The following is a 15,428-nucleotide window of genomic DNA, read 5'->3' on the forward strand; positions in this document are numbered from 1 at the left end:
CGCAGATCCGCCAGCGGCATGGGGCAGCGCGCCCGGCCTCAAATGTAAATGGGGGCAAATGCAAAAGGGGGCGCCCTTCGGCGCCCCCAATGGTCTGTCCGCATGCGGAAGGGTCAGTGCGCTGCCTCGGGCAGCGCATAGGCCACCAGATAATCGCCGCGGATGTCGCTGTCGCGCGCCCCCCCGGCCGAGATCACGACATACTGACGCCCGTCCTTGGGCGAGACATAGCTGATCGGCGTGCCCTGGCTGCCGACCGGCAGACGGGCCTTCCAGACCTGCTTGCCGGTGGTCTGGTCAAAGGCCCGCAGGTAGAAGTCCTGCGTTGCGGCAAAGAACACCAGCCCGCCCTGCGTCGCCAGCGACCCGCCGATCGTCGGCATGCCGATCGGCATCGGCAGGCTCATCTTGATGCCGAACAGGCGGGTGTCCTGCACGGTGCCCAGCGGGATCTGCCAGGCCAGCTTCTGGGTCTTCATGTCGACCGCGCTCAGCGTGCCAAAGGGCGGGGTCTGACAGGGAATGCCCAGCGGCGAGAAGAAGCGGTTCTTGTTCACCGAATAGGGCGTGCCTTTCAGCGGCACAGCCCCCATGCCGGCATTGACGGCCTCGCTGCCGTTGCTGGCCTTGGCATTCGCCTGCTGCGGCACCATGTTGACCCACAGCCCAAGGCGCATGTCATTGGCAAACAGCGTCTGGGTCACCGGGTTGTAGGACAGCCCGCCCCAGTTCATCCCTCCGAGCGAACCCGGGAAGCTGAGCGAAGTGTCGCGCCCCGGTGCGGTGAACAGCCCGTCATAGCGCATGCCCCGGAAGATGATCCGGCAGGCCAGCTGGTCGAAGGGCGTCATGCCCCACATGTCCGTTTCATGCAGGACCGGCGCCCCGATCTGCGGCATCCCGGTCGAGAGCGGCTGCGTGGTGGCATATTGCTCGTTCTCGATAGGGCCGGGCTTGACGGGGATGTTGTCGACCTTGGTCAGCGGCTGGCCGGTGACCCGGTCCAGCACGAACAGCTGGCCCATCTTGGTGCCGATCGCCAGCGCCGGGGTCTTGCTGCCATCGGCTGCGGTGAAGTCCAGCAGCGTCGGCTGCATCGGCACGTCATAGTCCCACAGATCGTGGTGCACCGTCTGGTAGTCCCATTTCTCGTTGCCGGTGGTGGCATCGAGGGCCAGGATCGAGGCGCCGTATTTCTCGTCCAGCTGGGTGCGCGGCACGCCCCAAAGGTCGATGGCGGCGTTGCCGACGGGCATGAAGACGGTGTTGGAGCGCGCGTCATAGGTCATCGGCGCCCAGACGTTCGGCGTCGAGCGGGTGTAGGTCTGGCCCGCAGCGGGGGCCGCGCGGTCCTGGGGGTTGCCGGGGTCGAAGGCCCATTTCAGCTGGCCGGTGATCACGTCAAAGCCGCGCACCACGCCGCCTGGCATGTCGAGCGCCACGTTGTCGGCCACCCGGCCGCCCACCACCACGGTCGAACCTGCCACCGTCGGCGGCGAGGTCAGCGAATAAAGCGGGCTTTGCGCCGCCCCCAGACCCGCCTTCAGATCGACCTTGCCGTCGGTGCCGAAATCGCTGCACAGCTTGCCGGTATCGGCATCCAGCGCCACCAGAACGGCGTCGATGGTGTTCATGAAGATGCGGCGTTGGCAGGTCGCATCCGCATCCAGGCTGACCGGGGTGACCGGGCTGGACTGCGGCAGGTCGGGTTGCGGCAGCGGCTGGGTGGCGTCGAAATACGCCAGGCCCCGGCAGCGCACCCAGGTCCGGGTGTCGGTCGGGAAATCGTGGCGCCAGTTTTCCTTGCCGGTCGTCGCGTCCAGCGACAGGACGCTGTTGTGCGGCGTGCAGACATAAAGCGTGTCGCCGATCTGCAGCGGGGTGGTCTGGTCCTCGGCACCGCCGCCACCGGGGCTTTGCGGCACGTCACCGGTGCGGAAGGTCCAGGCAACCTTCAGATCCTGCACGTTGGCGGGGGTGATCTGGTTCAGCGCGGCAAAGCGCTGGCCTTTGCCATTGCCGCCGTAGCTGGACCAGTTCTGCTGCGGGTTCGGCTGGGCGGCGGCAAGGGCCGCGGTGTCGATGTTGGCATTGTGGATGCCATGGGGCAGGAACATGCCGGCAAAAAGCCCGCCGTTCACCACCGCCAGCAGCACCATCAGACTGGCCGCCGGGCCCGTCTTGGGCGCCAACCCTCCGGCGCGACGCAGCAGCGGCACGAAGAACGACAGCACCAGCGCCGCCATGGTGAAGGTCAGGATGCGGGCCTCGAGCGCCCAGAAGTTCAGCCCGGCCTCCCAGAAGGCCCAGATCGCGGTCAGGATCACCGCCGCGAAATACAGCCGTGCCCCGCCGATCCGGCCCCGGGCGATCTGCACGCCCGCCACCAGCACCGCCAGGCCCATCGCCAGATAGTACCAGCTTCCGCCCCGGGTGATCAGCATGATCCCTCCGCCCGCCAGGCCAAGCCCGACCAGGGCGAACAGGATGCCAAGCACGACCAGGACACCCCGCGCGGTCCTGGAGACCGCGTATGTGTTCTCTGTCATCTCAATCCGTCCGTTTGACTGCATTGACCCCCGTTGCGGAATTTCATTAACCGCACGGTACATGAGTCCCGCCGCCGCCATACCGCTTTCGTCGCGAAATGCCATGCATAGCGGATATGCCCAAGGCGCATGCTGCCCCTGCCGGGGCGCCCTCCATCGGCATCATACCGCTGAAACCGTTCACTTTTGGGTTGATGGCCAGAGACGGAATGTCGCGCCGGAAAACGGTCACTTTCGCGTCAGCCCCTTCCGCTTCGGGCTTGCCAGCACCCCCCGCGAACCGCTTAGTCGCGCCATCATGCAGGACCTTCCCCAGACCCAGCGGCAGCGCGCCGCCCAGAAATCCCGAGACGACATCCTGGTGGCCGCGACCCATGAATTCGCCGCCGCAGGGTACCAGGGCGCCCGGGTCGAGCGCATCGCCGAACAGATGCAGACCTCAAAACGCATGATCTTTTATTACTTCGGCAACAAGGAAGGCCTGTTCCTGGCGGTGCTGGAACAGGCCTATGCCAGGATCCGCGCGCTGGAAGCCGACCTGCAGCTGCACCGCCTGCCGCCTGAACAGGCGATGGAACAGCTGATCGCCTCGACCTTCGATCACGACACGGACAATACCGACTTTGTCCAGCTGGTGATGATCGAGAATATCCACCGCGCCGAGCACCTGCTGAAATCGAAGGTCCTGCGATCGCAGAACGGCGGGATCCTGGATTTGCTGGCAGAGATCTTGCAGCGGGGGCAGCAGGCCGGGCAGTTCCGCCGCGACGTTGCGGCGCTGGACCTGCATCAGATGATCTCGGCGCTGTGCGTGTTTCGGGTGGCCAACCGGCATAGCTTCAAGGCGCTGTTCGAACGCGACATGCTGGCCCCGGAGCTGCGCGCACAACAGAAGGCGATGATCATCGGCATGGTCATGGCCTACCTCGCGACGCCGGCCCCGGCGGGCTGATCCGCCCCTTTGCAGGTGCCAGCAGTGGACAGGGCTGCTAGATCCGGCGCGACAGTTTCCCGCCCGGCCCCGGCCCGGGCCGCAGCCCCGAAAGGCCCGCACCGATGACCCTGGCAGCCCCCTGGCCACAGATCACCCCCTGGCTGCCCCTGCTGCTGGCGCTGAGCGCCGGTTGGCGCGGCTGGCGTGTCGCCGCGCTGGTGCTGCTGGCCCTGACGGCGCTGCTGGCCTGCATCACCGGCGTACAGGGCCCGGGCACTTCGGCGGTCTGCGCGGCGGCGCTGCTGGCGGCGGCGCGCCTGCCACGCCTGCCCGCGCGCCTGCATCCCCTTGGCCATGCGGCGCTGATCCTGGCTTGCCTGGCCTTCGGATTGGGGCTGGTGCCCGGCTCGGACAGGGTGGTGCTGCTGGCCCAGGTCCAGACCGGCCCGCGCAGCCTGCCCTTCGATTACGGCGTCGGACTGGAAAAGCCGTTCTCGTTCTTCCTGCTGCTTCTGGCCCTTCCGGGGCTGCTGCGTGCGCCCGGCCCGTTGCAGCGTGGCGCGATCGGGGGGGCGGCGCTGATCCTGGCGCTGGTCCTTGCGCTGGCGCTGGAGATCCGCTTCATCGCCTGGGAGGTCTCGGTGCCGGGCTGGCTGCCGCTGTTCATCGCCGGCAACCTGCTGCTGACCTGCCTGCCGGAAGAGGCCTTCTTTCGCGGCTACCTGCAGGCCGGGCTGGCCCCCCGCATCGGGCGCTGGCCCGCGATCCTGACGGTGGCGGCGCTGTTCGGGCTGGCCCATCTTGGGGGCGGAGCCGCCTTTGCGGTGCTGGCCGGGGGCGCGGGGCTAGCCTATGGGGTGGCCTATCAGTTCGGCGGCGGGCTGCGCAGCGCGGTGCTGTGCCATTTCGGCTTTAACCTGCTGCAGCTGCTGCTGTTCACCTACCCGGCGCTGGCCGCCTAGCCCAGATAGATCCTCAGCCGTTGCAGGGAATAAAGCGGGACGAACGGCACCAGCACCGGCACCCGGGCGACGTAATCGGCAAAGGCGGGATCGGCGCCGTAGCGCGCCTGCTGCTTCAGCTCCAGCCGCCGGGCCGATCCCAGCATGATCAGCCAGATGCAGGCCAGCCCCACCACCATCAGCCCCCATGACAGCGGCGTGCCCAGCACCGCGACCGAAGCCAGCGCATTGCCGAACCAAAAGACCATCTCGCCGAAATAGTTGGGATAGCGGCAGCGGGCGTAAAGACCGGTGCGCACGAAGGCGCCGGGGGCCGTGGCCTTGGCGCGGGTCTTCTGCACATCCGCCAGGTATTCACCGACCAGCCCCGCCGCCATCACCAGCAGACCCGCAATGCCCGACAGCCGCAGCCCCGGATGCGCCGCAGCCACCGCGCCGGGCCAGGCCATGGCCACGTAAAGCGCCGAAACGCCCAGCCAGATCGCCCCCTTCGCCCCGCCCCGGATCCCGGCACTGCGCGCCTTCGAGGCCTGCAGTTCCGCAGCGTAAGACGGGCGCCCCTCGCGCCGGATCAGGTGGATCGACAGTCGCAGCCCATAGGCCAGCAGCAGCAGCAACTGTACCGCCGCCATGCCCCCCAGCGAGGGCGCGAACCACAGCGCCGACAGCACCGCCATCCCCGAAATCGACAGCCCGTAGCCGATGCTGATGAACCAGTCGCTGCGCAGGAACCCAAGCGCCGAGATCACCAGGCACAGCGCCCAGGCGGCAACAAGAAAGGAAAGCGGCATGATCACGTCCCGGACCGGTGGCAAGGCCCGCAAGGATCGCAAACCCGGCGCCGGAACGCCAGAGCGCCCTCAGGGCGCAGGCAAGGCCATGCCGAGGGTCGCGGCACACATCAGCAGCGTCTCGGCCCGGTGGGCGCGCGGGGCCATGCGCAGCGCCAACCCCAGGCTGAGCACCAGGTAAAGGCCCGCGGCCAGCGCCGCCAGATGCACCAGGTACATCGTGCCGGCGGGCAGCAGGGTATGGAACAGGCCCTGCGCGCTCAGCAGCGCGATCTGGCCGCCGCCGCAGATCACGCCGCTGTTCAGCGCCGCCGCCCCCGCCATCACCACCCCCATCGCCAGGCACGAGACCGAGCGGTGCAGCGTCATGTCTCCGGGGGCGAGGCGCAGCAGCAGCGGCAGGGTCCCCGCCGCCACCAGCACCCAGACCGCCGCATGGGCCACGGCGGGCCATGGTGCCAGCATCGCCACCGCCATCGCGCCGAAGGACAGCAGGGCCTGCAGCGCGATGGCCCGGGACGGCGCGGTGCGCAGGCAGATCGCCGTTGCCGCCCCCGCCAGCCCCAGCAGTCCAAGGTGCCACAGGCCCATGCCCCTAGTGCCCCATGCCGCAGCAGCGCGCGGAATGTTCGCGCCCGTTCGGGTCTTCGGGCACATCGAGCGTCGGGTTGCGGTCAAAGAACCCCTCGGGGCGCAGCTTGAAGCCCGCGTAGTCCACCGGCATGATCGGCCAGTCCTCGGGGCGGGGGAAGTGGGTCAGGCCGAAGCTGTGCCAGACCACGATGTCCTCGCCATCGACGCTGCGGTTGCCGGCGGCATAGCTGGGCAGACCGGCATAGCCCGGATGCTGGTTCGGGGTATAGCCTGCCGCCCACAGCTGATCGCGGTCGAACTGCGTCACCCACAGGCTGCGGGTGGCGAAATGCGCCCGCTTGCGGATCGAGGCTTCGTCCGCCGCCAGCAGCAGTGGCTGGCCCTCGGGCACCAGCACGAAGGCGGTGGGCTCGCCCACGCGGTTCTTCGCCTCGGACGAGGCAATGCGCCAGACGCGGCCCTTGGCATTGTCGGCGATCCGCTGGGCGTCGGTTTCGCTGGTCAGGCGGGTGATCGTGCGGGTAAAGGCGTTGCCCAGCGGGTTTTCAGGCCCCATGGGCAGCCGCGCGACCTCGATTTCATCGACATGGCAGCGGGGGCCGTCGATCGCCACGTCAAGGCGCGCCGAGAACATGTGCTGGTGGATCGGCGCACCAAGGCTGGGGGCCATTTCGGTCGCGAATTCATAGGCTCCGCCCGGGTGGCCCGAGGTGAAGACGACGCCCGTGGCCTTGCATTCCAGCTCGATCCGGCCATCGAGGTAGAAGTACCAGTAGAAGCCGTAGTCGTAGTTGCCCACCGTCACGAAGAAGCTGATGACAAGGCGGCGCTGGCGGCGCACCTGGCCCTGACCGGTCATGAAATCGGTGTGCTTCCAGAGGGTGCCAAAGTCTTCCTCGTGGATGCAGATGGCGTTGGGCAGCAGCACCGGTTCGCAGAAATCATCGACCACGGTGGCGTCGACGTAATGGATCTTGCCCAGGCAGTCGCAGCCCAGCACCAGCGAATTCGCCAGCCGCCCGAACTGGTATTCGCCGGCGTCAAAGTAGTTCTGCCAGTCGTGGGTGGGTTGCGGCTCGCCATAGGGGACGACCATTTCCGACACCGAGGCGCGGTTCAGGATCGGGCGCATCCGGCCGCGATCATTGAAGGCGATGTCGTGCAGCGTCAGCCCCTCGCGGCCGTTGAAGCCCACCCGGATCTGCCAGTTCTGCCAGCGCAGGACGTGGTCCTTCATGGTAAAGCTGGCGCCTTCCGGCTGGGTGATGTGCAGGGGTTTCATGTCCGTGCGCAGCGGCCCGGTGACGGCGGGGTCCAGATAGTCGCCGCTTTCCGCCGGAACGGTGGGATAGCCGGTATCGACCAGCCGCAGCACCCGATGCCCGGTCAGGTCCACATGGGCCACCACGCCCTCGATCGGATGGGCGAACATGGCATGCGTGCCCTCGGTATCAAGGAAGCTCAGGACGCGGATCATGCGCAGCCCGACCTCGTCCTCATGACCGAAGACCCCGGCGGACAGAGGCGCGCAGCGCACCCGGTCCAGATCGGTGATGCCGCGTTTCGCCAGCGCCGCGCGATAGCCCGCATCGGCCTTGGCGATCTCTTCGGCGGCAACGTAATCCTCGTCCAGGATCGGGCCCCAGCCATCGGTGGCGGGGTTCAGCGCGTGGTCATGGACGATGCTGCGGGCGACCACATCCACGACCATCTCGCGGGCGGTGTTGGCGTCCTTGTCCATCACCAGCACGCCGATTTCGCGCGGCACCGTGGCGCCGGGGGTCCAGGCGGCCAGAGTCTCGCGCGCGGGTTCGCGCAGCATGACATAGCTGTAGCGGATGGCGGGACCTTCGATGCCGGCCTCGGCCAGGGTGGCTTTCAGGATCTGCACCTCGGCCGCGGTGATCGGGTCCAGCGGGTGGCGCGGCAGGGTGGCCTGCGGGGAAACATGGGTGTTCATGGAATTGTCCTGTCTTTCAGTAGGGCGCCGGAGCGCCCGAAGTCAGTCGAAGGCCTTGCCCAGCCGGGCATAGGCATCGGGATCGGCGCTGCGCATCCGCAGGGCGAAAAGGCCGCCCGCCAGACCCAGCACCAGCATCAGCACCGGGAAGGCCAGCACCACGGGGTTGGAACTGCCGGTCAGCATGCCGAAGTTCAGCCCCACCTGGACAAAGCAGGCGGCCAGCAGGACCAGTGCCACCAGCGGCGCGACCAGCGTCACCAGCGGGCTGCGGCCAAAGCTGTTGCGGCGGAAGAAGGCGATGATCGCGGCCGAAACCAGCACCTGCACCGCCAGGATGCCCACCACCGCCAGCCCCGACATCCAGGAAAACACCACGGTATAGGGATCGGCCTGCAGCAGGGCAAAGATCGCGATCGCCACGGCAACCAGCACCGCCTGCACCCGCCCCGCCATGTAGGGCGAGCCATGGTCCATGTGGACCTTCGCCAGCACCTCATGCACCAGCTTCTCGCGGCCAAGGGCGAACAGGTAGCGGTTCAGCGTGTTGTGGAAGCTCAGGACACAGGCAAACAGGCTGGTGATCAGCAGGATGTTCAGCACCGCCACGGCCCAGCCGCCCAGCACGTCTCCGGCGGCGGTGAAGTAGAACGCATCGAGCGAGGCATTGGCCACTTCGACCACCTTGGCCGCGCCGTAGTACTGCACGATGGCCCAGGTCGAGAAGGCGTAGAAGACGGTGATGATCGCGACGGCCAGATAGGTTGCGCGGGGGATGGTGCGTTCGGGGCGGTGCGCCTCTTCGGCGAAGATGGCGGTGGCCTCGAAGCCGATGAAGGAGCCGATGACGAAGACCAGCGTCACGCCGAAACCGGGGCCGAAGACCTGCGCCGGGTGCAGACCGTCCAAGGTGATGCCTTGGGCGCCGCCCTTCAGGATGATGCCCAGATCCAGCAGCGTCAGGATGGCGATTTCCGCCAGCATGCACAGGCCCAGGATCCGCCCCGACACGGCGATGTTGAACTGGCCGCAGATGGTGACCAGCCCCAGCACGATCAGCGACCAGACATACCAGGGCAGCGTGATCCCCAGCCCCTGCATCGCGCCCCCCAGAAAGACCGCGATCAGCCCGTAGATCGCCAGCTGCACGGCGAAATAGGTGGCCAGCGCCATCAGCGCCCCGCCGATGCCCGCCGGGCGGCCCAGACCTTGGGTGATATAGGCGTAGAAGGCGCCGGCATTGCCGACATGGCGGCTCATGGCGGTGAAGCCCACCGAGAAGACCAGGTAGATCAGCCCGGCGACGACGAAGGCGCCGGGCACGCCGACGCCCGATCCGAAGGCAAAGGCGGGGGGCGTCGCGCCCACCACCGCCGTCAGCGGCGCGGCCGCGGCGACGACGAAAAAGACGATATGGGCGAGGCCGATGGAGTTCCGGGTCAGCTGACCCGCGTTTGATGCGGTGGTCATTCCTGTCTCACTGTCTGGTGTCTCACGTTGGGGCAAGACTGCGGGACAGGCCGACGCTGAAATTGTAAATCGCGCCAGATCTGCGATAATTCACGCCACTGTTTGCGGCTCTTGGGGCATAAATGACATCCAGCATGCATGATTCACCCGGGCTGCCCGGAAATGTGGCAGTACGCGCCACGGTCCTGCGGCCGATCCTGGACCATTTCTCGGCTGATCCGGCGCTGATCGGGACGGCGCTGCAGGCGGCGGGGATCGATCCCGAGGCACTGACCGACGATTACGCGCCGGTGCCGCTGGGGGCCTACCTGACGTTTTTCGAAGCCGCTGCCGCCCGCGCCCGCGACCCCCTGCTGGGGGCCCGGCTGGGGGCGCGGATCCGGCCCGGCGATCTGGGGCCGCTGGGCATTCTGGTGCTGCAATCCGCCAGCATCTGGCGCGGCCTGCAGAGGCTGGCGCGGTATACTTCGGCTCTGCAGGGCGCGACCGAGGTCTCGGTCCGCCGGGCCGAGGGCATGGTGGTGCTGGGCTATCGGGTGATCGGCACCGCGCCCGGCCGCTTTCCGCAGGATGCGGTCTTCAGCCTGGCCGCGATGAGCCAGCTGATCCGGCTGGGCTTTGATCCCGATTGGGCGCCGCTCGAGGTGCAGCTGGTGCAGCCGGTCCCGGATCCGGGGCCGCTGGAACATCTGTTCGGCGGGCCGGTGGTGGGCGGCCAGGCCAGCGACTGCATCCTGTGCGACCAGCCCGGCATCGACCGGATCGTGCGCCCCGAGGACCGAGACCTGATCGCGGTGATCCGGCGCCATGTCTCGGACCTGGTGATGGGGGGCGGCGCGGGACCGGTGGCGGCGCGGCTAAGGGGGCGGATCTCGGCCCGGCTGGGGGTGGCACCGGTGACGCTGGCGGCGCTGGCGGGCGATCTGGGGATGGCGCCGCGCAGCCTGCAGCGCCGCCTGGCCGCCGAGGGCCAGAACCTGGGTGCCCTGCTGGCCGAGGAACGCCGTCGCCGCCTGGCGATGCTGGAGGCCGAGGGCATCGACAGCCGCGCCGAACTGGCCCGCCGTTTGGGCTATGCCGATGCGGCGGTGCTGTGGCGGGCCCGGCAGGGCTGGCCGCCGCCTAGTCGTTGATGTCGCGGTCCCAGATCCTGACCTGGCCGCGGCGCACCCCCGCCCAGCGGCGCAGCGCCAGCCAGGCCAGCACCGAGAGCACCGCAAAGACCATCAACTGCCGCCCCAACGATACCGCCATCCAGCCCCCCGGCGGCAGCCCGGTCCAGACCAGAACCCCGGTCAGCGCCGCGCCGATGGCAAAGCCCAGGAACACGAAGGCCGGGGCCAGAAGCTCCAGCATGGCCAGCACGCAGCCGCCGACCAGCCAGGCCCAGCCCGGGATCACGACTTGCCCCGCAGCATGCGGAAGGCATCCCCGAAGGCCTCCAGCGCCTGCGCCGGAACGATGACCGTCTGCTTGCCGCTGCCCTGCCCCACAGCGGTCAGCGCCTCGACCTGCTTCAGCGCCACCTGGTATTGCGCCGCCTCGATGCCGTTTTCGGCAATGGCCTTGGCGACGACGCCGGTGGCATAGGCCTCGGCATCGGCGGTGACACGGCGGGCCTTGGCGGCCTGCTCGGCGGCGTAAAGGTCGGCATCCGCCTGCAGTTCGACCGCGCGGCGGCGGCCCTCGGCCTCGGTGACGGCCGCGCGGCGGGCGCGCTCGGCGTTCAGCTGCTGCAACATTGCCGCCCGCGTCGCATCATCCAGGTTCACGTCCAGGATCTCGGTCCGGGTGACCTCGATGCCCCAGTCGTCGACCATGGCGCGCACCGCCTCGCGGATCTGCTCGATCAGGGCGGTGCGGTTCGACTGCACCTGGTCCAGCTCGATCTTGCCGATCTCGGAGCGCACGATGCCCGCGACCGTGGTGGCGATGGCGGCATCGACATCGCGGATCCGGTAGACGGTCTTTTCCGGCTCGGTGATGCGGTAGAAGACGCTGGTCTCGACCTTCACCAGCACGTTGTCAGAGGTGATGGCGTCCTGCTCGGCGGTGGGCAGCTGGCGCTCCAGAATGGAAATCTTGTGCGCCACCCGGTCGACGAAGGGCAGGATGAAGTTGATCCCCGGGCCCAGCACCGCGCGCAGCCGGCCGAACCGTTCGATCACATGCTTTTCCGATTGCGGCACGATGCGCACCGCCAGATAGGCCGCCAGCAGCACCAGCGCCGCGATGGCAAGGGGCAGGATTTCGGGTTGTGGCATGGTGGCCTCCTCTCTTCCCGGGGCAGCGGTGCCTTCGGGCCGTCCCACGGGCCGCCGCGGCGACCCCTCCGGGGCGCAGTCTAGCCCCTCAGGGCCGCGATGAACATCGCCAAACCGGACCGCCCCCCTTGCACTCGCCGCCGGGATCGGCAGGTTCCTCTCAGGGCTTCGCCACCCGAGCCCCCAGACCGAAGGAGTTGCCATGACCGCCCCCGTCCTAGATCCCGTCCTGCTGGCCCGCCTTGCCGATGTCGCGGTGCGCGTCGGCCTCAACCTTCAGCCGGGTCAGGACCTGGTGCTGACCGCCCCCGCCGAGGCCCTGCCCCTGGTGCGCGAGATCGCCGCCAGCGCCTACCGCGCCGGTGCCGGCATCGTCACCCCGATCCTGTCGGATGACGAGATCGCCCGCGCCCGCTTCCAGAACGCCCCCGACGCCAGCTTTGACCGTGCGCCCGACTGGCTGTACCGCGGCATGGCGCAGGCCTTTGACGCAGGTGCCGCGCGCATGGCCATCGCCGGGGCCGATCCGATGGCGCTGGCCGCCCAGGACCCCGAGAAGGTCGCCCGCGCCAACAAGGCCAATTCCATGGCCTACAAGCCGGCGCTGGAAAAGATCTCGACCTTCGTGATCAACTGGAACATCACCGCCTATCCGACCGCAGGCTGGGCGCGACAGGTCTTCCCCGACCTGCCCGAGGCCGAGGCCATTGCGAAGCTTGCCGATGCGATCTTTGCCGCCAGCCGCGTGATGAACGACGATCCGGTCGCCGCCTGGGCCGCGCATAATGCCGCGCTGCGGGCCCGGTCGTCCTGGCTGAACGAGGAACGCTTCGAGGCGCTGCATTTCACCGGCCCCGGCACCGATCTGACGGTGGGCCTGGCCGAGGGGCACGAATGGCACGGCGGGGCATCGGCGGCGCAGAACGGCGTCACCTGCAACCCCAACATCCCCACCGAAGAGGTCTTTACCACCCCCCATGCCCATCGCGTCAACGGCACCGTGCGCGCCACCAAGCCGCTGTCGCACAACGGCGCCCTGATCGAGGAGATCCAGATGCGCTTCGAGGACGGCCGCGCCGTCGAGGCGCGCTCCTCGAAGGGGGAAACCGTGCTGCAGCGGATGCTTGACAGTGACGAGGGCGCGCGGCGGCTGGGCGAGGTGGCGCTGGTGCCCTACAGCTCGCCGATCTCGCAGACGGGGCTGCTGTTCTACAACACCCTCTTCGACGAGAACGCCGCCTGCCACATCGCCATGGGTCAGTGCTATTCCAAGTGCTTCCTGGACGGCGCCAGCCTGAGCGCCGAGCAGATCGCGGCACAGGGCGGCAACAGCTCGATGATCCATGTCGACTGGATGATCGGCGGGCCTGACACCGACATCGACGGCCTGCGTACCGATGGCACCCGGGTGCCGGTCTTCCGCAAGGGCGAATGGGCGCGCTGAGGCGCCCCTTTCCCGCAAGGCCCCGCTCCGCAAGGCCCTGTCGCGAAAAGCCTAGTCGCGAAAGGCCCTTTCACGAAAGGCCCGTCCCTGCCGGGGGCGGGCCAGACCGGCGTCAGGACACCAGCGCGCGATGGTTGCGGTTGTGCCGGTCGACCATCCGGCGGGCCACCCGTCCGCGCGGCATGACGCGTGCCCGCGCGGGTTCCGCCGCCCCGGCCAGAAGCGTCGGGAACAGCGCGGCGATTTCGGCCCGCGCCTCGGACCCCACGCTTTTCAGCGCCTCGCGGCCCAGATACAGGCTTTCGGTCTCGGCGCCGTTCGATCGCACGATCTCGTGGTCGTCGCAGAGGAAGTGGAAATACTCGACCTCGGCCAGCCCCTGCGCCAACTCGATGCCCTCGATGTCCAGAAGCTGCTTGGCGGCGACCAGAACCTCGGTCTGGCCGAACATCCGCTGCGCGATCTTCGAGCGCACCAGCACCCGGTGCTGCGGCGACACCAGCAGGTCACGCGACGGACAATCCCGCCCGAGCGCCCCGGCCCGGATGCGCACCGGCCCCAGGTTCGGCTGCCGCAGCAGGTCGAACCGCGACAGTCTGCGCGCCCCGATCCAGCGCACCACCTGGGGGCCGTGGTCGCGGGTCAGCACCAGATCGCCCACCGCCAGGTCTTCGATCCGGCGCAGGCCGCCGGGGGTGTCCAGCAGCGTGCCGCGCAGAAAGCAGGGGATTTCGTAGACATCGCCGGTATCGGTGCCGGGAAAGGTGAAGGTGTCGGTCGCGCCATTCAGATAGGCCGTGGGGTTGGCGGCGAAGGCATCGTATTCCGCCTGGGTCATGGCGATCTGGACATAGACCGCGTTCAGACCCGTGCCGTTCACCAGCGTCAGGTAGCCGCCGCTGTAGCCCGCCGCCGCCACCCGCAGCGTGTACTGGTTGCCGCCCAGAAAGCCGTCGCCGGCAATCGGGATCACGACCTTGTCGCCGCCGCCCATTTCCTCGACGGTGATGTAGGTGGCCGACAGCAGGCCGATGGTGGGACGTTCGTAGGTAAAGGTCCCCGCCCCCGAGCCGCTGAAGGCGATGGTGGTATTGTTGAGCAGGTTGGTCACGCTGCTGGCGACGCTGATCGCACTGGCATCCAGCGTGATCGAACTGTCGCCGTCGATGATCATCGTGTTCGAGGTCAGCGCGCTGACGTCCAGGATCCCGACATCATAGGTCACATCCGCCCCGCCGGTGACCACCGTATAGCCATCGGTCAGCGCATTCGCCCCCAGCACATCGGTCAGGTTCAGCGTGCCGTTGCCGTAATAGACCACCGTGTCGGCCGTCAGCACCCCGGCATCCACCAGGTCGGTCTCGTCCGGGCTGGTGGTGGTGTCCACGTAGGTGACGGAACTCTGGGCCAGGGCCACATCCAGAAGCGCCATGTCTGATCCTCCCTCGGAAGCGCGTCAGTCAGTCTGGTCCGCAGCCTCGCGGCTGGAAAGCGTGGTTAATTGCACGCTAAAGGAGAATCATGTAAATCAAATGCACCTAAAAATGAAAAGGCAGCCTTGCCGTATCGTGACCGCCTTCCGGCCCCTTGCGGACAAGGGCGGCGCCAGCCGGATGCGCGTTCGGACGCCATCCCCTCTCTGGGTCCCGGGGCCCTATGACATGGTGAATGCCGTGTGTATGCCGTGTCGGCTGCACGGGGGGCACGGGCCCTGTCAAGCCCTGCCAAGACCTTTACGGCCGGGCGCCCGGAATGTCATCGCTTCAGGATCCCGGCGGGGCACCACATGCCGCTGAAAGCATTGAAGACCGCGCGCAGTTCAGGCTTGGACCTTCGCCTTTGGGTTGCCCTTCCCACGAAGCCATGAGGCCGATGCGGCCCGCCGGTTCATTCCATCCGGCAGACCATCCCGACATGGGGGCCGTCCCCAAAGGCGGAGCCCTCCTCCCGGTCCTGTCTGGATGCCTTTCGGAGTGAGGTTCGGGCGAATATCTCGCCGACGAGACCGCCCCTGCCGCCGACATCGGCGCCGTCTTCGAACGCGCGCGGACCCAATCGGAGCCGGTATCCCTGGCCAAGGCCGGCATCGCCGAAACCCTGCCCGACGCCAGCGCCGCCCTCTTGGGCAACCTAGGCATCGGGCCTGAGAGGGAAGGCGGCATCTTCAATGCCCCGGGCTCGCTGGCGATCACTGCCGATTTCGACGCCTCGACGACCTCGGGGACGGTATCGAATTTCGGGATCTACAGCGACGAGACCAACGACCTTAGCACCGATCTGGACGGCCCGCTGCCGGTGTCCGGCACGATCACGGGGTCCGGCATGTCGACAACCACCTTTGGCCTGCCGACCGATGACCACGCCCACAGCGTCGATCCGGCGATGGAAGGCGCCTGCTGCCAGAACAGTAGCGCACTGCACCCTGCAGGCGTCATCGATGGCGAGGACGGCCGCGAGGGT

12 protein-coding genes are annotated in these 15,428 nt (G+C 68.0%); 4 read left to right on the forward strand and 8 right to left on the reverse strand.

The genetic code is table 11. The features are described 5' to 3' along the window. Positions 1–113 precede the first annotated feature (113 nt). Positions 114–2,549 (reverse strand): membrane-bound PQQ-dependent dehydrogenase, glucose/quinate/shikimate family, encoded by a 2,436-nt coding sequence (locus tag AC2ITM_RS18095; protein WP_486469531.1) that lies wholly within the window; start codon positions 2,547–2,549, stop codon positions 114–116. A gap of 298 nt (positions 2,550–2,847) precedes the next feature. Between AC2ITM_RS18095 and AC2ITM_RS18100 the strand changes: the two genes are divergently transcribed. Both AC2ITM_RS18100 and AC2ITM_RS18105 read left to right on the forward strand, forming a co-directional pair. After that, on the forward strand, positions 2,848–3,501 hold the full coding sequence (locus tag AC2ITM_RS18100) for a TetR/AcrR family transcriptional regulator (protein WP_486469532.1): 654 nt from the start codon (positions 2,848–2,850) through the stop codon (positions 3,499–3,501). Positions 3,502–3,605: 104 nt separating this feature from the next. After that, positions 3,606–4,445, forward strand: coding sequence for a CPBP family intramembrane glutamic endopeptidase (locus AC2ITM_RS18105; RefSeq protein ID WP_486469533.1), 840 nt, complete (start codon positions 3,606–3,608; stop codon positions 4,443–4,445). Here the strand turns inward: AC2ITM_RS18105 and AC2ITM_RS18110 are convergent. The 4 genes from AC2ITM_RS18110 to AC2ITM_RS18125 all read right to left on the reverse strand — a co-directional run bounded on the left by AC2ITM_RS18110 (position 4,442) and on the right by AC2ITM_RS18125 (position 9,260). Then, positions 4,442–5,236, reverse strand: coding sequence for a DUF1295 domain-containing protein (locus AC2ITM_RS18110; RefSeq protein WP_486469534.1), 795 nt, complete (start codon positions 5,234–5,236; stop codon positions 4,442–4,444). The two genes, AC2ITM_RS18105 and AC2ITM_RS18110, sit on opposite strands and share 4 nt — an antisense overlap. A gap of 69 nt (positions 5,237–5,305) precedes the next feature. Beyond that, complete coding sequence (locus AC2ITM_RS18115; protein ID WP_486469535.1) at positions 5,306–5,827, reverse strand: hypothetical protein; 522 nt, start codon at positions 5,825–5,827, stop codon at positions 5,306–5,308. A 4-nt stretch (positions 5,828–5,831) separates the two neighbouring features. Continuing rightward, on the reverse strand, positions 5,832–7,790 hold the full coding sequence (locus tag AC2ITM_RS18120) for a primary-amine oxidase (protein WP_486469536.1): 1,959 nt from the start codon (positions 7,788–7,790) through the stop codon (positions 5,832–5,834). Positions 7,791–7,832: 42 nt separating this feature from the next. Beyond that, positions 7,833–9,260, reverse strand: coding sequence for an APC family permease (locus tag AC2ITM_RS18125; protein ID WP_486469537.1), 1,428 nt, complete (start codon positions 9,258–9,260; stop codon positions 7,833–7,835). 134 nt (positions 9,261–9,394) lie between these two features. Between AC2ITM_RS18125 and AC2ITM_RS18130 the strand changes: the two genes are divergently transcribed. Continuing rightward, complete coding sequence (locus tag AC2ITM_RS18130; RefSeq protein WP_486469538.1) at positions 9,395–10,393, forward strand: AraC family transcriptional regulator ligand-binding domain-containing protein; 999 nt, start codon at positions 9,395–9,397, stop codon at positions 10,391–10,393. Here AC2ITM_RS18130 and AC2ITM_RS18135 read toward each other — a convergent pair. Both AC2ITM_RS18135 and AC2ITM_RS18140 read right to left on the reverse strand, forming a co-directional pair. Beyond that, entirely contained in the window at positions 10,383–10,616 is a 234-nt protein-coding gene (locus AC2ITM_RS18135; protein ID WP_486469768.1) for an NfeD family protein, read from the reverse strand. The two genes, AC2ITM_RS18130 and AC2ITM_RS18135, sit on opposite strands and share 11 nt — an antisense overlap. Positions 10,617–10,657: 41 nt before the next feature. After that, on the reverse strand, positions 10,658–11,524 hold the full coding sequence (locus AC2ITM_RS18140) for an SPFH domain-containing protein (RefSeq protein WP_486469539.1): 867 nt from the start codon (positions 11,522–11,524) through the stop codon (positions 10,658–10,660). A 202-nt stretch (positions 11,525–11,726) separates the two neighbouring features. Between AC2ITM_RS18140 and AC2ITM_RS18145 the strand changes: the two genes are divergently transcribed. Further along, the gene (locus AC2ITM_RS18145; RefSeq protein WP_486469540.1) at positions 11,727–12,968 is read left to right on the forward strand and encodes an aminopeptidase; all 1,242 of its coding nucleotides are present in this window, start codon (positions 11,727–11,729) and stop codon (positions 12,966–12,968) included. Positions 12,969–13,080: 112 nt separating this feature from the next. Here the strand turns inward: AC2ITM_RS18145 and AC2ITM_RS18150 are convergent, their stop codons facing one another. Continuing rightward, on the reverse strand, positions 13,081–14,400 hold the full coding sequence (locus tag AC2ITM_RS18150) for a Hint domain-containing protein (protein WP_486469541.1): 1,320 nt from the start codon (positions 14,398–14,400) through the stop codon (positions 13,081–13,083). Positions 14,401–15,428 lie beyond the last annotated feature (1,028 nt).

This window comes from Pseudooceanicola sp. NS-SX9, assembly GCF_057380705.1.